The following is a 17,691-nucleotide window of genomic DNA, read 5'->3' as shown; positions in this document are numbered from 1 at the left end:
GCCCCCTCCACGCCCCAGGCCCTGCTCTCTCCCATGAAGCCCTCACGCCTCGCTACCAGCATCACCTTCGCCCTGGCCCTGGCCAGCATGCCCCCCCTTGCCGCGGCCGCGGATGACGCCGGGCCCGCAGTGAAGAACCTGGATGCGGTCACCGTCAGCGCCCACCTCGACCAGGCCCGCAACGCGCTATCGCCGGACATCGGCAGCAGCCAGTACCAGATCACCGCCGAGGACATCCAGAAGCAGCCGCTCGGCGCCTCCGCCCCACTCAGCCAGGTGCTGCTGCAGGCCCCGGGCGTGGTCCAGGACTCCTACGGCGGTGTCCATGTGCGTGGTGATCACGCCAACCTGCAGTACCGCATCAACGGCGTGCTGCTGCCCGAATCGATCTCCGGCTTCGGCCAGACCCTGGATACGCGAACCATCAGGAGCATCCGGCTGATGGATGGCGCACTGCCGGCGCAGTTCGGCGAACGCACCGCCGCAGTGGTGGACATCACCACCCGCAGTGGCGCCGAACTGGGCAACGGCGGCAGCGCCGGACTGACTGCCGGGTCGTTCGGCAAGGTCAATCCCAACGCCTCCTGGTGGGGCAACCAGGGACGCTGGAGCTGGTTCCTGACCGGCAACTACGACCAGAACGAGGTCGGCCTGGAGAACCCGACGAACTCGCGCCGGCCGCTGCACGACGACACCCACCAGGGCAAGGCGTTCGCCGACCTCACCTATCTGCTGGACGAGAACACGCGCGTGAGCGTGTTTGCCGGCATTGCCAACAACCGCTTCCAGATTCCGGTGAACCCGGGCCAGACACCGCAGTTCGGCTACCTCGATACCTCCACGTTCGACTCCAGCCAGCTGGATGAGACCCAGCGCGAGACCACGCGCTTCGGCATGCTGGTGCTGCAGGGGACGCTGGGCGCCAGCGCGTACCAGCTGTCGGCCGGCCAACGCTACAGCGATGTCGGGTTCAATCCCGATGTGGCGGGCGATCTGGTATTCAGCGGTGTTGCTTCACAGGTCCAGCGCAGCAACCGCGCCAACACCGTGCAGGCCGACGTTTCCACCCCGCTGGGCAGCGATCACACGCTGCGCTATGGCCTGTACGGCAATCATGAGACCGCGCGGGCCCACAGCAGCAGCTGGGTGTTCCCGGTTGACGACGCCGGCCAGCAGGCCAGCACCACGCCCCTGCTGATTCCCGACCGCAGTGCTTTCCACGCCAGCACGCTGGCGCTCTACGTGCAGGACGAGTGGAAGATCGGAGACAACTGGACGGTCAACTATGGTCTGCGCGGCGACCGCTACACGGCCTTCGGGCGGACCGAAGGCCAGCTCAGCCCGCGCCTGGGCGTGGTCTGGAATGCCGGCGACAGCACCACCCTGCACGCAGGCTATGCGCGCTACTTCACACCACCGGCCAGCGAGCTGATCGCCTCCGACGACATCGCGCTGTACGACGGCACCAGCAACCAGCAGCCCAGTGATGGCAACGCCACGCCACTGGCCGAGCGCAGTGACTACTACGACCTCGGCATCTCGCAGCAGATCGGCGAGCACCTGACACTCGGCGTGGATGCGTATGACCGGCGTGTCGCCCGCCTGCAGGATGAAGGCCAGTTCGGCGCCGCCTACCTCTATTCAACGTTCAACTATCGTCGCGGCCACATCCGCGGCCTGGAGTTCAGCGCCGACTACAGCGACGGACCGTTCAGCGCGTACTTCAACGCTGCATACAACAAGGCGATCGGCACCCAGGTGATCACCGGCCAGTACAACCTCGACCCGGACGCCCTGGCCTACGTGGCCGACCATTGGATCCACCTGGACCACGACCAGAAGCTGACCTCGTCGGGCGGCGTCAGCTATGCCTTCGCCGGACACAACCGGATCGGTGCCAACTACGTGTTCGGCAGTGGCCTGCGCTCGGACACCGAAAGCGTACCCAATGGGGGCGAGCTGCCGTCCTACCTGCAGGTGAACCTCAGTGCTGGCCACGATTTCAAGCCCGACAGCGGCCATCCGCTGCATGCACAGCTGGCGTTGGTCAACGCGCTGGATCGCAGCTATCAGCTGCGCGATGGCGGCGGCGTAGGCGTGTTCGCCCCCCAGTGGGGGCCGCGACGCGGCGCCTATCTCAGCCTGCAACAGGATTTCTGATCGATGTCGCTGCCCCCGGCAGAGCCGAGCCCATGCCCGGCTCTGCTGGGGCGCGTCAGTTACTCAGCGCCTGACCCTGCGCAGCGGCACCAGCAGTGCCCACAGCCCCAGCAGCACGAACCACACGCCCGACCACATCGGCATGGTCAGTCCGAGGAAGGTCCAGTCGATGTTGCCGCAGTTGCCGGTACCGGTCAGCACCGTGCGGAACACCTCGAACGGGCCCATGGTCTCGCGCAGGAAGCTCAGCGGCGGACCACAGGTGGCACCCATTTCCGGCGGCAGCATCTGCACGTAGACATGGCGCGCGGCGATGCCGACGCCGACGGCTGCCGCAATGAAGGCAAGGATGCCGTACGTCACCCGTCCCGGCCGGTTCGACGGGCCGTGCAGTGCGCCCAGCAGGAACAGCAGGCCGAGCGCGGCAAAGGCCAGCCGCTGGAAGATGCACAGCGGGCACGGCTCCAGCCCCATCTTCAGCTGCAGAAAAATCGCATAGCCCAGCAGGCCCACGCAGATCAGGAAGCCCAGCAGGAACTGGGCGCGGAAGGGCCAGCGCAGAGGATTCATCGTGAATGCTCGAATGGATCAGGCGCCAAGCGTAACCGACCGCGCCTGCCATTCGAACCGCTGCCGGTGACGCTCGTCGGAACGGTGCGGGCCACTTCCCTTCGCAGGTAGCGCCGGGCCATGCCCGGCGAGTGCAGCGGAAACGTAAACGCCGGGCATCGCCCGGCGCTACCAGAACGCAAAAGCCCGGCAGATGCCGGGCTTTCACTGTGTCGCGTTGGAGCGGTCCGATTACTCGGCCACTTCCTCGGCCACGGCCGGACGGTCGACCAGCTCGACGTAGGCCATCGGAGCATTGTCGCCGGCGCGGAAGCCGCACTTCAGCAGACGCAGGTAGCCACCCGGACGGTTCGCATAGCGCGGGCCCAGGATGGTGAACAGGTTGCCGACGGCTTCGTTGTCACGCAGGCGGGCAAAGGCCAGACGGCGGTTGGCAACGGAATCGACCTTGGCCAGGGTGATCAGCGGCTCGGCGACGCGGCGCAGTTCCTTGGCCTTCGGCAGGGTGGTCTTGATCAGCTCGTGCTTGAACAGCGAGGCGGCCATGTTCTTGAACATCGCTTCGCGATGGGCGCTGGTACGGCTGAACTTACGGCCAGACTTCTGGTGACGCATGGTGATGTTCCTTGATTAATGATGTGGCTGTGTGGATCGTTGTCGCCATCCTGGCGTTGCTGCACGGACTGCGGATGGTCCTGGCCGCCCGTCCTGGACGCCCTGCCCGCGAACCTGGGGTTCGTCATGGCATCTTGCGGTGAAGGCTCCACCGCTGACGGTGGAGCCTCCGGGTACAGCAGGAGGCTTTATCAGCCCAGCATGCCGTGGCTGGCGACGCCGGCCGGCGGCCAGTTCTCCAGCTTCATGCCAAGCGACAGGCCACGCTGGGCCAGCACTTCCTTGATCTCGGTGAGCGACTTCTTGCCCAGATTCGGGGTCTTCAGCAGCTCCACTTCGGTCTTCTGGATCAGATCGCCGATGTAGTAGATGCTTTCAGCCTTCAGGCAGTTGGCCGAACGCACGGTCAGCTCCAGATCGTCGATCGGGCGCAGCAGCACCGGATCCACGCCGTTGTTGGCCGGCTTGGCCGCACCGCGGTCGCGGTGGGTGAAGTCACCGAACACCGACAGCTGATCGCTGAGGATGTCGGCGGCGGTGCGCACGGCTTCCTCGGCATCGATGGTGCCGTTGGTCTCGATATCGATGACCAGCTTGTCCAGGTCGGTACGCTGTTCGACGCGGGCCGCTTCCACGGCATAGGCGACGCGGCGGACCGGCGAGAACGAGGCATCCAGGACCAGGCGGCCGATGGCACGGGTTTCTTCGTCCGGACGACGACGCGCAGCAGCCGGCTGGTAGCCGAAACCACGCTCGATCTTCAGACGCATGTTCACTGCCGTATCCTTGGTCAGGTGGCAGATCACATGGTCGCCGTTCAGGATCTCCACATTGTGGTCGACCTTGATATCGGCAGCGGTGACAACGCCCGGGCCCTGCTTGGACAGGGACAGGGTGGCGCTGTCGCCGGAGTGCATACGGATGGCCACGTCCTTCAGGTTCAGCAGGACTTCGAGCACGTCCTCCTGCAGACCTTCGACCGTGGTGTACTCATGCAACACGCCGTCGATTTCGACTTCCGTGATGGCGAAGCCCGGGATGGACGACAGCAGCACGCGACGCAGGGCGTTGCCCAGCGTATGCCCGTAACCCCGCTCCAAAGGTTCGATAACGACCTTTGCACGGGTGTCGGTAAGGCGTTCGATCTGCGGACCGCGAGGACGCAGAACCTGGTTGGCGGTAACCGTCATGTTGCGGGTTCTCCTAGTGAACCCCCGGCCGTCGCCGGGGGCTCTCCAATGTGAATTACTTCGAATACAGCTCGACGATCAGCGCTTCGTTGATGTCCGCAGGCAGATCCGAACGATCCGGAACAGCCTTGAAGATGCCGGTGAACTTGCCGGAATCCACTTCAACCCACGACGGGCTCAGGTCATGCTGTGCGGCGACGGTCAGGGCTTCCTGGACGCGCAGCTGCTTGGCAGCCTTCTCGGACAGCGCGATGGCATCGCCAGCCTTGACCTGGTACGAAGCCAGGTTGACCGACTTGCCATTCACGGTGACGCCGCGGTGCGACACCAGCTGGCGGGCAGCCGGACGGGTCACGGCGAAGCCCATGCGGTAGACGACGTTGTCCAGGCGGGTTTCCAGCAGCTGCAGCAGGTTCTCGCCGGTGTTGCCCTTCTTGGTCGAGGCCTTCTTGTAGTAGTTGCGGAACTGACGCTCCAGCAGGCCGTAGATACGCTTGACCTTCTGCTTTTCACGCAGCTGGGTGGCGTAGTCGGACAGCTTGCCCTTGCGGGCAGTGGCGCCGTGCTGGCCGGGCTTCTGCTCCAGCTTGCACTTGGAGTCCAGCGCACGCGCCGGGCTCTTCAGGGACAGGTCGGCGCCTTCGCGGCGGGCGAGCTTACAGGTAGGACCGATATAACGAGCCATTTCTTATCGCTCCCTTTAGACGCGACGCTTCTTCGGCGGACGGCACCCGTTGTGCGGGATGGGCGTCACGTCGATGATGTTGGTGATCTTGTAGCCGACGTTGTTCAACGAACGCACGGCCGACTCACGGCCCGGACCCGGGCCCTTGATGCGGACTTCCAGCGACTTCACGCCGTAGTCCAGCGCAGCACGACCGGCCTTCTCGGCAGCCACCTGGGCAGCGAACGGGGTCGACTTGCGCGAACCGCGGAAGCCAGCGCCACCGGAGGTCGCCCACGACAGAGCATTGCCCTGGCGGTCGGTGATGGTGACGATGGTGTTGTTGAACGAAGCGTGGACGTGGGCAACGCCGTCAGTGACGACGCGCTTGATCTTCTTCTTGGTCTTAGCAGCGGGCTTAGCCATTTCTCAGTCCCTTACTTCTTGATCGCCTTGCGCGGACCCTTGCGGGTGCGGGCGTTGGTACGGGTGCGCTGGCCACGCAGCGGGAGGCCACGACGGTGACGCAGGCCGCGGTAGCAGCCCAGGTCCATCAGGCGCTTGATCGCGATGCCGATCTCACGGCGCAGATCGCCTTCCACGATGTACTTGCCGACTTCGGCGCGCAGGCGCTCGATTTCCGGCTCCGACAGATCGCGGATCTTGGTGGTCGAAGCGACGCCTGCGACTTCGCAGACCTTCTTCGAACGGGTACGGCCGATGCCGTAAATGCTTTGCAACCCGACCCAGACATGCTTCTGGGCTGGCAGGTTGACGCCTGCAATACGCGCCATGACGCGGTTCTCCAGCTGAGTGATGGCCGACAGCGCGCCTCGGGCACGCCAATCCGGCAGGATGGATCAAAAAAGTGAACTAGCGATACTAACAAGGTTCCGGTTTACATGGAAGCCCGTGAAACCAGAGGTTTCATGAACCCGGCCTGGGGAGTGTGCCCAGGCTCCGGCGCCGGATGGGGTTGATCCCGGGAGGTCTCCCGGGGCCGCCCGCGCTACTCCTGCGCGGGACCACCTCATCACACCCCCACCCGGAACCGCTGCGGGGGCCGCCATTCGTTTGTGTGGCCGGAGTCCGCGAAGCGGAGGGACCATCACGTCAGGAAGACGAAAGTATAACAGGCGAATCAGCCGCGGGCAAAACCGCCGCGGTTGCCACCCTTCAGGTTGGCCTTCTTCAGCAGGCTCTCGTACTGGTGGGACATCAGGTGCGCCTGCACCTGGGCGATGAAGTCCATCACCACCACCACCACGATCAGCAGCGAGGTACCGCCGAAGTAGAACGAGGCGTTCAGCTGCGTGCGCATCAGTTCCGGCAGCAGGCAGACGATCACCAGGTAGGCCGAGCCGGCTGCGGTCAGGCGGGTCAGCACGCCGTCGATGTAGTCGGCAGTGGCCTTGCCCGGACGGATGCCCGGAATCAGCGCGCCCGACTTCTTCAGGTTGTCGGCGGTTTCCTGCGAGTTGAACACCAGCGCGGTATAGAAGAACGCGAAACCGGTGATCAGCGCAGCGAACACGATCATGTGCAGCGGCTCGCCCGGACCCAGCGCGTTGGCGACCTTCTGCAGGACCTGGCCGAAGCTGCTCTGGTTGGCCGCCTGGCCGGACCACATGGCCAGGGTGGCCGGGAAGGCCAGCAGGCTCGAGGCGAAGATCGCCGGGATGACGCCGGCCATGTTGAGCTTCAGCGGCAGGAACGAGGTCTGGTTCATGTACGCATTGCGACCGCCCTGGCGGCGCGCGTAGTTGACCGTGATCCGGCGCTGGCCGCGCTCGACGAACACCACGAAGAAGGTGAAGGCGAGAACGACGATGGCGATCAGCAGCAGCTGGATGAACTGGATGTTGCCGTCGCGGTAGGCATCGAAGGTATGGATGACCGCGCCCGGCAGGCCCGCCACGATACCGGCGAAGATGATCAGCGACACGCCGTTGCCGATGCCGCGCTCGGTGACCTGCTCACCGACCCACATCAGGAACATGGTGCCGGCGGTCAGCGCGACCACGGCGGTGAGCACGAAGCCCATGCCCGGCGCGTACACGACCGGAGCGCCCGACGGCGAGACCTGGCCCTGCAGGGCCAGAGCGATCGAACCGCCCTGCACCACTGCCAGCAGCACGGCGCCGATGCGCGAATACTGGGTGATCTTGCGGCGACCGGACTCACCTTCCTTCTGCATCGCCTTCAGGGCGGGGAAGATGTGCACGGCCAGCTGCATCACGATCGATGCCGAGATGTACGGCATCACGTTCAGCGCGAAGATGCTGAAACGGTGCAGGGCGCCGCCCGAGAACATGTTGAACATGTCCACGATGCCGCCGCCCTGCTGCTGCATCATGGCAAGCATGGCATCGGGATTGACGCCCGGCACCGGCACGTAGCAGCCGATGCGATAGACGATCAAAGCCCCGACGACGAACAGCAAACGTTGGCGAAGTTCAGTGAACTTGCCCATTCCGCCCGCGAGGTTACCGATGCCAGCTTGCGCCATGATTTTCTTACTCCGTTACGCTGCCGCCGGCAGCTTCGATCGCAGCCTTGGCACCGGCCGTGGCAGCAACACCCTTCAGGGTGAACGCCTTGGTCACTTCGCCCTTGACGACGACCTTGGCCTTCTTGGCAGTGCTCGGGACCAGCTTGGCGGCACGCAGGGCGGCGAAGTCGATCTCGCCGGCCGGCAGCTTGTCCAGCTGGTACAGCAGCACTTCAGCGGTGTCCTTGGCGATCGGCGAACGGAAGCCGATCTTCGGCAGACGACGCTGCATGGGGGTCTGGCCGCCTTCGAAGCCGGCCTTGATCTTGCCGCCACCCTTGCGGGCGAACGAACCCTTGTGGCCGCGGCCGGCAGTCTTGCCCAGGCCCGAGCCGATACCGCGACCGACGCGGGTGCGCTCGGTACGGGCGCCCGGTGCCGGGCTCAGTTCATTGAGACGCAGAGTCATGATCGATTACTCCTCAACCTTGACGAGGTAGTGAACGGTATTGATCAGGCCGCGAACCTGCGGGCTGTCCTTCAGTTCACGCACATCGTTGAGCTTGTTCAGACCCAGGGCACGCACCGACAGGCGGTGACGCGACTGAGCACCACGCAGGCCGCGCACCAGGCGCACCTTCACAGTCTTGTTGGACTCATTAGCCATGGTTGAGTTCCTCCACCTTCTTGCCGCGCTTGGCCGCGATGCGGGCCGGCGACTGCGCTGCAGACAGGCCCTTCACGGTGGCACGCACCAGGTTGATCGGGTTGCGCGAACCGGTGGCCTTGGCCAGCACGTTCTTCACGCCAACCGCTTCCAGGACGGCGCGCATGGCACCGCCGGCGATGACGCCGGTACCTTCCGAAGCCGGCTGCATGAACACGCGGGCTGCGCCATGACCATCCTTGATGGTGTGCCACAGGGTGCCGTTGTTCAGGTCAACGCTGACCAGGTTCTTGCGGGCCTGTTCCATCGACTTCTGGATGGCGACCGGCACTTCGCGGGCCTTGCCATAACCGAAACCGACCTTGCCTTCGCCGTCGCCGACCACGGTCAGGGCGGTGAAGGTGAACTGGCGACCACCCTTGACGGTCTTGCTGACGCGGTTGACCGCGACCAGCTTTTCGATCATGCCGTCGTCGATCTTCTCTTCGCGGTTACGGTCGCGATCGCGACCCCGCTGCTGACGCTCTTCTGCCATGTTGATTCCTTGGTTGTTGGGTATGTACGGCTCAGGGCCGCTTATGGTTGTGGAATGACGCGTCGTTCCGGTGGGCCACTACAGAAGAATGGCGCCGTCCAGCCTCGCTCAGGCTGGCGAGCAGGCGGACAGGGGGCCATCGGCCCCCTGCCCCGATCCCTTAGAACTGCAGGCCGGCTTCGCGGGCAGCCTCTGCCAGGGCCTTGATACGGCCGTGGTAACGATAACCCGAACGATCGAAGGCAACCTTCTCGACGCCGGCGGCCTTGGCACGCTCAGCGACGATGCGGCCAACCTTGGCGGCGGCATCGACATTCTTGCCGCTCTTCAGGCCTTCCTTGACGTCGGTCTGGGTGGTGTTGGCGGCAGCCAGCACCTTGGAACCGTCGGCGGTGAAGACCTGGGCATACAGGTGCTGGCCGGTGCGCAGCACCGACAGGCGGGCGACGCCGAGCTCACGGATGTGGGCGCGGGTCGACTTGGCGCGACGCAGGCGGGCGATGTTCTTGTTCATGATGTTTTTCCTATGAAAGCGGAAGCGCCTATTAGGCCTTCTTGGCTTCCTTACGGATGATGACTTCGTCGGAGTACTTCACGCCCTTGCCCTTGTACGGCTCCGGCTTGCGGAACGCACGGATCTTGGCGGCAACTTCACCGACGGCCTGCTTGTCCGCGCCCTGGACCAGGATCTCGGTCTGGGTCGGAGTGGACAGCGTGATGCCTTCCGGCGCCACGAACACGACCGGGTGCGAGAAGCCCAGCGACAGGCTCAGGTCCTTGCCCTGCATGGCAGCGCGGTAACCCACGCCGACCAGCTCCAGCTTGCGCTCGAAGCCTTCGGACACGCCCTTGACCATGTTGGCCAGGATCGCACGCACGGTACCGGTCAGTGCGACCAGTTCGACGTTCTCGGTGCTCAGGGTGGCAACGCCGTTGTCGACGTTGATGGCAATACCGGCCGGCTTGGCCAGCGACAGGGTGCCCTTCGGGCCCTTGGCGGTGACGCTTTCCGACTGGACGTTCAGTTCAACCTTACCCAGGTCGATCGGCTTCTTGGCTACGCGGGACATAGTTCTACTCCTTTCGCCTTAGGCCACGAAGCACAGGACTTCGCCGCCGACGCCCAGCTGGCGCGCCTGCGCATCAGTCATGATGCCCTTGGAGGTGGAAATGATGGAGATGCCCAGGCCGTTCATGACCTTCGGCAGCTCGCTCTTGCCGCGGTACTGGCGCAGGCCCGAACGCGAGAAGCGCTTCAGGGTCGCGATGACCGGCTTGCCTTCGAAATACTTCAGCACGATTTCCAGCTCGGCCTTGTTGTTCTCCAGCTGGGTAACGCGCAGGTCGGTGATGTAACCCTCGTCCTTCAGGACCTGGGCGATCGCAACCTTGATCTTGGACGACGGGGCTTTCACCGTCTGCTTGCCAACCGCGGCCGCATTCTTGATGCGGACCAGCAGGTCGGCGATGGGATCAGTCATGCTCATATGAGTACCTTTGAGTGCACCGATATCCGCTTTCGCGAAAATCTGTTGTCTCCTGGAAACGGGCCAGGTCCCTTGATGCAGCGGACCTGTGGCCCGCCCTACAACCCCGTCTGCACAGGGCAAGACGCGGGAGTATACGCCAAAAGAGCCCGACTTGCGTCGGGCTCTTCGGGTTTTTTGCGAAAGGGAGGCTGAATGCCTCCCCTCCCCGGTTCAGGAACCCCCGGAGGGGCGCCTGATCGCAGGACCGGCTGCGATTACCAGCTGGCCTTGCGCAGACCCGGGACGTCGCCACGCATGGTGGCTTCACGCAGCTTGTTGCGGCCCAGGCCGAACTTGCTGTAGACGCCACGCGGACGGCCGGACAGTTCGCAGCGGTTGCGCTGGCGGCTCGGCGACGAATCGCGCGGCAGCTTGGCCAGCTTGGCAGCAGCTTCGATCTTCTCGTCGTAGCTCGCGTCCACCGAGGACACGATCTTCTTCAGAGCAGCACGCTTCTCAGCGTACTTCTTGGCCAGCTTTTCCCGCTTGATGTCGCGGTTGACCATGGAGGTCTTTGCCATTTCGGTTTCCTCGACGGATCAGTTACGGAACGGGAACTTGAACGCTGCCAGCAGCGCCTTCGCTTCCGCGTCGGTCTTCGCAGTGGTGGTGATGGCGATATCCATACCGCGGATCGCGTCGACAGCGTCGAAGTCGATTTCCGGGAAGATGATCTGTTCCTTCACACCCATGTTGAAGTTGCCGCGACCGTCGAAGGAACGACCAGAGACACCACGGAAGTCGCGCACGCGCGGCAGCGAGATGTTGATCAGGCGATCCAGGAACTCGTACATCTTGTGGCGACGCAGCGTGGTCTTGCAGCCGATCGGCCAACCATCACGGATCTTGAACGACGCAACCGAAATACGCGACTTGGTGACAACCGGCTTCTGGCCGGAAATCTTGGTCATGTCGCCGACGGCGTTTTCCAGGATCTTCTTGTTGGTGGCCGCTTCGCCGACACCCATGTTCAGGGTGACCTTGACGAGCTTCGGCACTTCCATCGGATTGGTGTAGCCGAACTGCTTCATCAGCGCCGGCACCACTTCGTCCTTGTAGAACTTTTCGAGACGGGAAGTCATCTTCTCATTCCTCAGGCGTCGAGCGCCTCACCGCTGGAGCGGAACACACGCAGTTTGCGTCCATCCTCCAGCACCTTGAAGCCAACGCGTTCGCCCTTGCCCGAAGCCGGGTTCAGCACATTCACGTTGGAGATATGGATCGAAGCTTCACGCTCGACCACGCCGCCGGCAACGCCTGCCTGCGGGTTCGGCTTGGTGTGGCGCTTGACGATGTTCACGTTGGCGACGACCACACGGTCGCCGTCGACGCGGACGACTTCGCCCTGCTTGCCCTTGTCCTTGCCGGTGTTGACGACGACCTGGTCGCCCTTCTTGATACGGTTAGCCATGATTATCTCCTGTCGCTCACAGCACTTCGGGAGCGAGCGAGACGATCTTCATGAACTTCTCCGAACGAAGTTCACGGGTCACCGGCCCGAAGATACGGGTACCGATCGGCTCCTGCTTGTTGTTCAGCAGGACGGCAGCGTTGCCGTCGAAGCGGATCAGCGAGCCGTCGGCGCGACGCACACCCTTGCGGGTACGCACCACGACGGCGTCATACACTTCACCCTTCTTGACCTTGCCGCGCGGAATCGCATCCTTCACGGTGACCTTGATGATGTCGCCGATGCCGGCGTAACGGCGCTTGGAACCACCCAGCACCTTGAAGCACATCACCTGCTTGGCACCCGAATTGTCCGCGACGTCAAGGTAGCTCTGCATCTGGATCATGATTCAGACTCCTTATTCAGCCGCACGCGTGATGACTTCCACCACGCGCCAGTTCTTGGTCTTGGACATCGGAGCAATCTCGGTCACGCGGACGACATCGCCTTCCTTGCAGGCGTTGTCGGCATCGTGGGCGTGCAGCTTCGTCGAGCGCTTGATGTACTTGCCGTACAGTGCGTGCTTGACCTGACGCTCAACCAGGACGGTAACCGTCTTGTCCATCTTGTTGCTGACGACACGGCCTTCGACCGTGCGCAGCGTCTTGTTTTCAGTATTGTCGCTCATAGCGGCCATCCTTACTTCGTGCTGCCGAGCAGGGTCTTGACGCGAGCAATCTCGCGACGGACCCGGCGGATGTCGTGGGTCTTCGGCAGCTGGCCGGTGACCTGCTGCATACGGACAGAGAACTGTTCCTTACGCAGGTCGATCAGGTGGGCCTTGAGTTCGTCAGCCGACTTTTCACGGAGAGTTTTGATATCCATCAGCGCACCGTACGGGTCACGAAAGTGGTGGTGACCGAGAGCTTGGCGGCGGCCAGACGGAACGCCTCGCGAGCCACTTCCTCGGAAACACCCTCGATTTCATAGATCATGCGGCCGGGCTGGATCTGGGCCACCCAGTATTCCACGTTACCCTTACCCGAACCCATTCGAACTTCGATGGGCTTCTTGGTGATGGGCTTGTCGGGGAACACGCGGATCCACATCTTGCCGCCGCGCTTGACGTAGCGGCTGATCGAGCGGCGAGCCGCTTCGATCTGACGCGCGGTCAGCTGACCGTGTGCGGTTGCCTTCAGGCCGTATTCGCCGAAGCTGACAGCGTTGGCGCTCCAGCTCAGGCCTTCGTTACGGCCCTTGTGTACCTTGCGGTACTTGGTTCGCTTGGGTTGCAACATTGTCGTTACCTCGCTTCACGGGCCGGGCGCTGACGGTCACCACGGTCGCCGCGATCGTGACGATCGTTGCGCGACGGGGTGTCGTCCTGCTTTTCCTGGCCAACCTGGGAGAAATCGAAGACCTCGCCCTTGTAGATCCAGACCTTGATGCCGATGATGCCGTAGGTCGTCTTGGCTTCAGCGAAGCCATAGTCGATGTCGGCACGCAGGGTGTGCAGCGGCACGCGGCCTTCGCGGTACCACTCCGAACGGGCGATTTCAGCACCGTTGAGGCGGCCACCCACGTTGACCTTGATGCCCAGGGCACCCAGGCGCATCGCGTTGCCCACCGAGCGCTTCATTGCGCGGCGGAACATGATGCGACGCTCCAGCTGCTGGGCGATCGACTCGGCAACGAGCTGCGCGTCCAGTTCCGGCTTGCGCACTTCGGTGACGTTGATGTGCGCCGGAACGCCCATCATCTCGCTCACTTCCTTGCGCAGCTTCTCGATGTCCTCACCACGCTTGCCGATCACCACGCCCGGACGGGCGGTGTGGATCGTCACGCGCGCGGTCTTGGCCGGACGCTCGATCAGGATCTTGCTGATGCCGGCCTGAGCCAGCTTCTTGCGCAGCATTTCGCGAACTTTCAGGTCGGCTGCCAGGTAACCAGCGAACTCGGCCTTGTTGGCGTACCACTTGGAGTTCCAGTCCTTGGAAATACCGAGACGGATACCAATCGGATGAACTTTATGACCCATGGTCTTTTCCTTATCCGCTTACTTGCCGGCGCCCACAACCACAGTGATGTGGCTGGTGCGCTTGAGGATGCGGGTACCGCGGCCTTTCGCCCGCGCCATGAAACGCTTCAGGGTCGGACCTTCATCAACCATGATGGTCTGAACCTTCAGCTCGTCGACGTCGGCGCCCTGGTTGTTCTCAGCGTTGGCAATAGCCGACTCCACCACCTTCTTGATCAGGTGGGCAGCCTTCTTGTCCGAGAACTTCAGCAGATTGACCGCACGTTCGGCCGGCAGACCGCGCACCTGGTCAGCGACCAGGCGAGCCTTCTGCGGGGAGATGCGCGCAGTGCGCAGGATGGCTTTCGCTTCCATTGTCATCTCTCCTTACTTGCCCGACTTCTTGTCACCACCGTGACCCTTGAAGGTCCGGGTGATGGCAAATTCGCCGAGCTTGTGGCCGACCATGTTCTCGTTGACGAGAACCGGGATGTGGTTCTTGCCGTTATGCACGGCAATGGTGATGCCTACCATGTCAGGCAGGATCATCGAACGGCGCGACCAGGTCTTGATCGGCTTCTTGCTGCCCGCAGCGGCCTCCACCTTCTTGACGAGGTGGTGATCGACGAACGGGCCCTTCTTGAGTGAACGTGCCATGGTCGATTAGCCCCTACGATCGCGGACGATGAACTGCTGAGTGCGCTTGTTATGGCGCGTCTTGTAACCCTTGGTCGGGACACCCCACGGGGTGACCGGATGCGGGTTACCCTGGCCGGCCTTGGCCTCACCACCACCGTGCGGGTGGTCAACCGGGTTCATGGCAGCACCACGAACGGTCGGGCGGACGCCGCGCCAGCGCTTGGCACCGGCCTTGCCCAGCTTTTCCAGGCTGTGCTCGTCGTTGCCGACTTCGCCGATGGTGGCGCAGCACTCGACCGGAACCTTACGCATTTCACCCGAGCGCAGGCGCAGGGTGGCGTAGATGCCTTCGCGGGCGACCAGCTGCACGGCAGCACCTGCAGCGCGGGCGATCTGAGCGCCCTTGCCCGGCTTCAGCTCGATGCAGTGGATGGTGGTACCGACCGGGATGTTGCGCAGCGGCAGGGTGTTGCCCGCCTTGATCGGGGCATCCGAACCAGCGATCACCTGATCACCGGCCTTCAGGCCCTTCGGGGCGATGATGTAGCGACGCTCGCCGTCGACGTAGCACAGCAGGGCGATATGGGCGGTGCGGTTCGGATCGTATTCGATGCGTTCCACGCGCGCCGGGATGCCCAGCTTGTTGCGCTTGAAGTCGATGATGCGGTAGTGCTGCTTGTGGCCACCACCGACGTGACGGGTGGTGATGCGGCCGTGGTGGTTACGACCACCCGAGCGGCTCTGCGACTCGACCAGCGCAGCGTGCGGAGCACCCTTGTGCAGGTCGGGCGTAACCACGCGCACGGCCGAACGGCGGCCGGGGGAAGTGGGCTTGAATTTCATCAATGGCATGGGATGTACCTCAGGCCTTGGCCGTTACATCGATCGACTGGCCATCGGCCAGGCGAACGTACGCCTTGCGCCAATCGCCGCGGCGGCCAGCACGGTTACGGAAGGACTTGTTCTTGCCCTTGACGTTGACCACGTTGACGGCTTCGACCTTGACGTCGAACAGCTGCTCAACCGCGGCCTTTACATCGGCCTTGGTGGCTTCGTTCGAAACTTCGAAGACATACTGGTTGGAGAGTTCCTGCAGGCGCGCGGTCTTTTCGGAGACACGCGGGGCACGCAGCACGCTGAAGATTTTTTCGTTGCTGTTCATGCCAGCCACTCCTCGACCTTCTTGACCGCGTCAGCGGTGATGACGACCGTGTCGGCACCGACCAGCGACACCGGGTCCAGGCCCTGCACGTCACGCACCTGCACGTACGGCAGATTGCGGGCGGACAGGTACAGGTGCTCGGAGGCTTCCTCGGTGACGATCAGCGGGCGCTTGCCCACTTCCAGGCCGGCCAGCTTGGCGATCAGACCCTTCGTGCTGGTCGCTTCGACATCGAAGGCCTCCACGATGGTCAGACGGCCCTGACGGTTCAGCTCGGACAGGATCGCGCACATGGCGGCACGGTACTGCTTACGATTGACCTTCTGCTCGAAGCTGCGCGGCTTGGCCGCGAAGGTGACACCGCCGCCGACGAAGATCGGAGCCGTCAGTGCGCCATGACGCGCGCCGCCGCCCTTCTGCTTCTTCGACTTCTTGGTGGTACCAGCCACTTCGGAGCGAGTCTTCTGTGCCTTGGTGCCGGCGCGACCGGCGTTGCGGTAAGCAACGACGACCTGGTGGACCAGATCTTCGCTGAAATCGCGACCGAACACGGCGTCGGAGACCGAGACCTTGTTGTTGCTACCCGTGATAACGAGTTCCATCGTCATCTCTCCTTATGCCTTGCTCGCCGGACGGACGATCACATCGCCACCCGCCGCGCCAGGAACGGCGCCGCGAACCGCAATCAGACCGCGCTCGACGTCGACCTTGACCACTTCCAGGTTCTGGGTGCTCTGCTGCACCGCGCCCATGTGGCCCGACATCTTCTTGCCCGGGAAAACGCGACCCGGGGTCTGGCGCTGACCCAGCGAACCCGGCGCGCGATGCGACAGCGAGTTACCGTGGGTTGCATCGCCCATACGGAAGTTGTGGCGCTTGATGGTGCCCTGGAAACCCTTACCCTTGGTGACACCCTGGACGTCGACGATCTGGCCGACTTCGAAGATGTCCGCCTTGACTTCGCCGCCAACGGCGAAATCGCCGAGCTGCGCGTCTTCAACGCGGAATTCCCACAGGCCACGACCCGCTTCCACCTTCGCCTTGGCGAAGTGGCCGGCTTCCGGCTTGTTGACCAGGGCAGCGCGACGCGCGCCGACGGTCACCTGCACGGCGCTGTAGCCGTCGGTTTCGACGGTCTTGATCTGCGCGATGCGGTTCGGGGTGGCTTCGATCAGGGTCACCGGGATGGAACGACCATCTTCGGTGAACACGCGGCTCATGCCGGCCTTGCGGCCCACGAAGCCCAACGAATACTTCTTCGTCATGGTCGTAGTCCTCAGGTCAGCTTGATCTGAACGTCGACGCCGGCAGCCAGTTCGAGCTTCATCAGCGCGTCCACGGTCTTGTCATTCGGGTCAACGATATCGAGCACGCGCTTGTGCGTGCGGGTCTCGTACTGGTCACGCGCGTCCTTGTCGACGTGCGGGGAAACGAGAACGGTGTAACGCTCGATCTTGGTCGGCAGCGGGATCGGGCCACGCACTTGCGCGCCGGTCCGCTTTGCCGTTTCAACGATCTCGCTGGCCGAACGGTCGATCAGACGATGATCGAACGCTTTCAGCCGGATCCGGATCTTTTGGTCCGCCATGGCGGTAGGTTCCTTCGTTAAAAGAGCGACAGACAAAGCCTCTGGGTTGCTTTGCCCCATGAAATTCCTGCATACGGACGGCCCGCACTCCTGCAGGCCGACAAGGTCAATCCGTAGACCTCAAAAACGTAGGCAGACCAGTCTCCCGGCCTGCCCAGACGTAGAAGCATAATGGCACGCCAGGCAGCTGTCAACAGTCTCCTGTTGACGCCGCCTGAATGGCCTTGACCCTTCCTGGTCCGGGGAACACAAGGCACATCCTGTGCCTGCTTTCCCATTTTGATACGCCCCGATGCCCTACCCAGGCAACATCGGGGCGCAGAGTCTAACAGATTACTTGATGATCTTCGAGACCACGCCGGCGCCGACGGTGCGGCCACCTTCGCGGATGGCGAAGCGCAGGCCTTCGTCCATCGCGACCGGGTTGATCAGGGTCACGGTCATCTTGACGTTGTCACCCGGCATCACCATTTC

The 17,691-nt window shown here is 63.3% G+C and carries 30 protein-coding genes; 1 reads left to right on the top strand and 29 read right to left on the bottom strand.

The annotated features are described in order from the left end of the window. The first annotated feature begins 33 nt into the window (after positions 1-33). Complete coding sequence (locus AC5P76_RS14070; RefSeq protein WP_253118857.1) at positions 34-2,160, top strand: TonB-dependent receptor; 2,127 nt, start codon at positions 34-36, stop codon at positions 2,158-2,160. A gap of 63 nt (positions 2,161-2,223) precedes the next feature. On the opposite strand, the gene AC5P76_RS14065 is transcribed toward AC5P76_RS14070, so the two are convergent. The 29 genes from AC5P76_RS14065 to AC5P76_RS13925 form a co-directional block, all read right to left on the bottom strand. After that, a complete protein-coding gene (locus AC5P76_RS14065) occupies positions 2,224-2,730 on the bottom strand; it encodes a disulfide bond formation protein B (RefSeq protein ID WP_053519753.1) in 507 nt (168 codons plus the stop codon). A 231-nt stretch (positions 2,731-2,961) separates the two neighbouring features. Next, positions 2,962-3,345 (bottom strand): 50S ribosomal protein L17, encoded by a 384-nt coding sequence (gene rplQ, locus AC5P76_RS14060; protein WP_053519752.1) that lies wholly within the window; start codon positions 3,343-3,345, stop codon positions 2,962-2,964. Positions 3,346-3,536: 191 nt separating this feature from the next. Then, positions 3,537-4,535, bottom strand: coding sequence for a DNA-directed RNA polymerase subunit alpha (locus AC5P76_RS14055; RefSeq protein WP_004145453.1), 999 nt, complete (start codon positions 4,533-4,535; stop codon positions 3,537-3,539). Between the two features lie 55 nt (positions 4,536-4,590). Beyond that, positions 4,591-5,220: a 30S ribosomal protein S4 gene (rpsD, locus tag AC5P76_RS14050; RefSeq protein ID WP_004145446.1), complete on the bottom strand. Its 630-nt coding sequence runs from the start codon at positions 5,218-5,220 to the stop codon at positions 4,591-4,593. 15 nt (positions 5,221-5,235) lie between these two features. Further along, entirely contained in the window at positions 5,236-5,625 is a 390-nt protein-coding gene (gene rpsK / locus AC5P76_RS14045) for a 30S ribosomal protein S11 (protein ID WP_004145443.1), read from the bottom strand. Between the two features lie 11 nt (positions 5,626-5,636). Next, positions 5,637-5,993 carry a 30S ribosomal protein S13 gene (gene rpsM / locus AC5P76_RS14040; protein ID WP_004154500.1) on the bottom strand — a complete coding sequence of 119 codons (357 nt, stop codon included), beginning with the start codon at positions 5,991-5,993 and terminating at the stop codon, positions 5,637-5,639. A gap of 347 nt (positions 5,994-6,340) precedes the next feature. Continuing rightward, complete coding sequence (gene secY / locus AC5P76_RS14035; RefSeq protein WP_005415420.1) at positions 6,341-7,708, bottom strand: preprotein translocase subunit SecY; 1,368 nt, start codon at positions 7,706-7,708, stop codon at positions 6,341-6,343. A 7-nt stretch (positions 7,709-7,715) separates the two neighbouring features. Continuing rightward, a complete protein-coding gene (gene rplO / locus AC5P76_RS14030) occupies positions 7,716-8,159 on the bottom strand; it encodes a 50S ribosomal protein L15 (protein ID WP_053519751.1) in 444 nt (147 codons plus the stop codon). Between the two features lie 6 nt (positions 8,160-8,165). After that, on the bottom strand, positions 8,166-8,357 hold the full coding sequence (rpmD, locus tag AC5P76_RS14025; protein ID WP_004145412.1) for a 50S ribosomal protein L30: 192 nt from the start codon (positions 8,355-8,357) through the stop codon (positions 8,166-8,168). Then, positions 8,350-8,892 (bottom strand): 30S ribosomal protein S5, encoded by a 543-nt coding sequence (gene rpsE / locus AC5P76_RS14020; protein ID WP_005408213.1) that lies wholly within the window; start codon positions 8,890-8,892, stop codon positions 8,350-8,352. The genes rpmD and rpsE overlap by 8 nt, the downstream gene beginning before the upstream one ends. Positions 8,893-9,052: 160 nt before the next feature. Next, positions 9,053-9,406 (bottom strand): 50S ribosomal protein L18, encoded by a 354-nt coding sequence (gene rplR, locus AC5P76_RS14015; protein WP_053519749.1) that lies wholly within the window; start codon positions 9,404-9,406, stop codon positions 9,053-9,055. A gap of 31 nt (positions 9,407-9,437) precedes the next feature. Beyond that, a complete protein-coding gene (rplF, locus tag AC5P76_RS14010) occupies positions 9,438-9,962 on the bottom strand; it encodes a 50S ribosomal protein L6 (RefSeq protein WP_053519748.1) in 525 nt (174 codons plus the stop codon). Positions 9,963-9,980: 18 nt separating this feature from the next. Next, entirely contained in the window at positions 9,981-10,379 is a 399-nt protein-coding gene (rpsH, locus tag AC5P76_RS14005) for a 30S ribosomal protein S8 (protein ID WP_005415417.1), read from the bottom strand. A 257-nt stretch (positions 10,380-10,636) separates the two neighbouring features. Then, complete coding sequence (gene rpsN / locus AC5P76_RS14000; RefSeq protein ID WP_053519747.1) at positions 10,637-10,942, bottom strand: 30S ribosomal protein S14; 306 nt, start codon at positions 10,940-10,942, stop codon at positions 10,637-10,639. Positions 10,943-10,960: 18 nt separating this feature from the next. Next, a complete protein-coding gene (gene rplE / locus AC5P76_RS13995; protein WP_053519746.1) occupies positions 10,961-11,503 on the bottom strand; it encodes a 50S ribosomal protein L5 in 543 nt (180 codons plus the stop codon). Positions 11,504-11,514: 11 nt separating this feature from the next. Then, entirely contained in the window at positions 11,515-11,832 is a 318-nt protein-coding gene (gene rplX / locus AC5P76_RS13990) for a 50S ribosomal protein L24 (RefSeq protein WP_053519745.1), read from the bottom strand. Between the two features lie 16 nt (positions 11,833-11,848). Then, entirely contained in the window at positions 11,849-12,217 is a 369-nt protein-coding gene (gene rplN, locus AC5P76_RS13985; RefSeq protein ID WP_010483978.1) for a 50S ribosomal protein L14, read from the bottom strand. Positions 12,218-12,229: 12 nt separating this feature from the next. Beyond that, entirely contained in the window at positions 12,230-12,499 is a 270-nt protein-coding gene (gene rpsQ, locus AC5P76_RS13980) for a 30S ribosomal protein S17 (RefSeq protein ID WP_053519744.1), read from the bottom strand. An 11-nt stretch (positions 12,500-12,510) separates the two neighbouring features. After that, positions 12,511-12,696, bottom strand: a complete 186-nt coding sequence (rpmC, locus tag AC5P76_RS13975) for a 50S ribosomal protein L29 (protein ID WP_004154487.1) — start codon at positions 12,694-12,696, stop codon at positions 12,511-12,513. Then, a complete protein-coding gene (gene rplP, locus AC5P76_RS13970; RefSeq protein WP_053519743.1) occupies positions 12,696-13,109 on the bottom strand; it encodes a 50S ribosomal protein L16 in 414 nt (137 codons plus the stop codon). The genes rpmC and rplP overlap by 1 nt, the downstream gene beginning before the upstream one ends. Before the next feature lie 5 nt (positions 13,110-13,114). Next, positions 13,115-13,849 (bottom strand): 30S ribosomal protein S3, encoded by a 735-nt coding sequence (gene rpsC, locus AC5P76_RS13965; protein WP_004145350.1) that lies wholly within the window; start codon positions 13,847-13,849, stop codon positions 13,115-13,117. Positions 13,850-13,867: 18 nt separating this feature from the next. Beyond that, on the bottom strand, positions 13,868-14,203 hold the full coding sequence (gene rplV, locus AC5P76_RS13960) for a 50S ribosomal protein L22 (RefSeq protein ID WP_080375339.1): 336 nt from the start codon (positions 14,201-14,203) through the stop codon (positions 13,868-13,870). Between the two features lie 12 nt (positions 14,204-14,215). Then, positions 14,216-14,485 (bottom strand): 30S ribosomal protein S19, encoded by a 270-nt coding sequence (gene rpsS / locus AC5P76_RS13955; protein ID WP_005415413.1) that lies wholly within the window; start codon positions 14,483-14,485, stop codon positions 14,216-14,218. Between the two features lie 6 nt (positions 14,486-14,491). Next, complete coding sequence (gene rplB, locus AC5P76_RS13950; protein ID WP_053519741.1) at positions 14,492-15,319, bottom strand: 50S ribosomal protein L2; 828 nt, start codon at positions 15,317-15,319, stop codon at positions 14,492-14,494. 10 nt (positions 15,320-15,329) lie between these two features. Further along, on the bottom strand, positions 15,330-15,629 hold the full coding sequence (gene rplW, locus AC5P76_RS13945) for a 50S ribosomal protein L23 (RefSeq protein ID WP_004145338.1): 300 nt from the start codon (positions 15,627-15,629) through the stop codon (positions 15,330-15,332). Further along, positions 15,626-16,231 (bottom strand): 50S ribosomal protein L4, encoded by a 606-nt coding sequence (gene rplD, locus AC5P76_RS13940; RefSeq protein ID WP_053519740.1) that lies wholly within the window; start codon positions 16,229-16,231, stop codon positions 15,626-15,628. The genes rplW and rplD overlap by 4 nt, the downstream gene beginning before the upstream one ends. 12 nt (positions 16,232-16,243) lie before the next feature. Further along, positions 16,244-16,894, bottom strand: coding sequence for a 50S ribosomal protein L3 (gene rplC / locus AC5P76_RS13935; protein ID WP_004145336.1), 651 nt, complete (start codon positions 16,892-16,894; stop codon positions 16,244-16,246). Positions 16,895-16,905: 11 nt separating this feature from the next. Beyond that, positions 16,906-17,217 carry a 30S ribosomal protein S10 gene (rpsJ, locus tag AC5P76_RS13930; protein WP_005408208.1) on the bottom strand — a complete coding sequence of 104 codons (312 nt, stop codon included), beginning with the start codon at positions 17,215-17,217 and terminating at the stop codon, positions 16,906-16,908. A gap of 333 nt (positions 17,218-17,550) precedes the next feature. Next, a partial coding sequence (locus tag AC5P76_RS13925; protein WP_495206049.1) for an EF-Tu C-terminal domain-related protein occupies positions 17,551-17,691 on the bottom strand: 141 nt, incomplete at its 5' end.

This window comes from Stenotrophomonas sp. YJH_SMC_36 (assembly GCF_059369935.1).
This window is presented reverse-complemented; position numbering and strand designations above follow the sequence as displayed.

Coding starts and splice junctions, on each gene's coding strand:
- AC5P76_RS14070 (WP_253118857.1), top strand. CDS start 34: ATGAAGCCCTCACGCCTCGCTACCAGCATCACCTTCGCCCTGGCCCTG.
- AC5P76_RS14065 (WP_053519753.1), bottom strand. CDS start 2,730: ATGAATCCTCTGCGCTGGCCCTTCCGCGCCCAGTTCCTGCTGGGCTTC.
- rplQ (WP_053519752.1), bottom strand. CDS start 3,345: ATGCGTCACCAGAAGTCTGGCCGTAAGTTCAGCCGTACCAGCGCCCAT.
- AC5P76_RS14055 (WP_004145453.1), bottom strand. CDS start 4,535: ATGACGGTTACCGCCAACCAGGTTCTGCGTCCTCGCGGTCCGCAGATC.
- rpsD (WP_004145446.1), bottom strand. CDS start 5,220: ATGGCTCGTTATATCGGTCCTACCTGTAAGCTCGCCCGCCGCGAAGGC.
- rpsK (WP_004145443.1), bottom strand. CDS start 5,625: ATGGCTAAGCCCGCTGCTAAGACCAAGAAGAAGATCAAGCGCGTCGTC.
- rpsM (WP_004154500.1), bottom strand. CDS start 5,993: ATGGCGCGTATTGCAGGCGTCAACCTGCCAGCCCAGAAGCATGTCTGG.
- secY (WP_005415420.1), bottom strand. CDS start 7,708: ATGGCGCAAGCTGGCATCGGTAACCTCGCGGGCGGAATGGGCAAGTTC.
- rplO (WP_053519751.1), bottom strand. CDS start 8,159: ATGACTCTGCGTCTCAATGAACTGAGCCCGGCACCGGGCGCCCGTACC.
- rpmD (WP_004145412.1), bottom strand. CDS start 8,357: ATGGCTAATGAGTCCAACAAGACTGTGAAGGTGCGCCTGGTGCGCGGC.
- rpsE (WP_005408213.1), bottom strand. CDS start 8,892: ATGGCAGAAGAGCGTCAGCAGCGGGGTCGCGATCGCGACCGTAACCGC.
- rplR (WP_053519749.1), bottom strand. CDS start 9,406: ATGAACAAGAACATCGCCCGCCTGCGTCGCGCCAAGTCGACCCGCGCC.
- rplF (WP_053519748.1), bottom strand. CDS start 9,962: ATGTCCCGCGTAGCCAAGAAGCCGATCGACCTGGGTAAGGTTGAACTG.
- rpsH (WP_005415417.1), bottom strand. CDS start 10,379: ATGAGCATGACTGATCCCATCGCCGACCTGCTGGTCCGCATCAAGAAT.
- rpsN (WP_053519747.1), bottom strand. CDS start 10,942: ATGGCAAAGACCTCCATGGTCAACCGCGACATCAAGCGGGAAAAGCTG.
- rplE (WP_053519746.1), bottom strand. CDS start 11,503: ATGACTTCCCGTCTCGAAAAGTTCTACAAGGACGAAGTGGTGCCGGCG.
- rplX (WP_053519745.1), bottom strand. CDS start 11,832: ATGGCTAACCGTATCAAGAAGGGCGACCAGGTCGTCGTCAACACCGGC.
- rplN (WP_010483978.1), bottom strand. CDS start 12,217: ATGATCCAGATGCAGAGCTACCTTGACGTCGCGGACAATTCGGGTGCC.
- rpsQ (WP_053519744.1), bottom strand. CDS start 12,499: ATGAGCGACAATACTGAAAACAAGACGCTGCGCACGGTCGAAGGCCGT.
- rpmC (WP_004154487.1), bottom strand. CDS start 12,696: ATGGATATCAAAACTCTCCGTGAAAAGTCGGCTGACGAACTCAAGGCC.
- rplP (WP_053519743.1), bottom strand. CDS start 13,109: ATGTTGCAACCCAAGCGAACCAAGTACCGCAAGGTACACAAGGGCCGT.
- rpsC (WP_004145350.1), bottom strand. CDS start 13,849: ATGGGTCATAAAGTTCATCCGATTGGTATCCGTCTCGGTATTTCCAAG.
- rplV (WP_080375339.1), bottom strand. CDS start 14,203: ATGGAAGCGAAAGCCATCCTGCGCACTGCGCGCATCTCCCCGCAGAAG.
- rpsS (WP_005415413.1), bottom strand. CDS start 14,485: ATGGCACGTTCACTCAAGAAGGGCCCGTTCGTCGATCACCACCTCGTC.
- rplB (WP_053519741.1), bottom strand. CDS start 15,319: ATGCCATTGATGAAATTCAAGCCCACTTCCCCCGGCCGCCGTTCGGCC.
- rplW (WP_004145338.1), bottom strand. CDS start 15,629: ATGAACAGCAACGAAAAAATCTTCAGCGTGCTGCGTGCCCCGCGTGTC.
- rplD (WP_053519740.1), bottom strand. CDS start 16,231: ATGGAACTCGTTATCACGGGTAGCAACAACAAGGTCTCGGTCTCCGAC.
- rplC (WP_004145336.1), bottom strand. CDS start 16,894: ATGACGAAGAAGTATTCGTTGGGCTTCGTGGGCCGCAAGGCCGGCATG.
- rpsJ (WP_005408208.1), bottom strand. CDS start 17,217: ATGGCGGACCAAAAGATCCGGATCCGGCTGAAAGCGTTCGATCATCGT.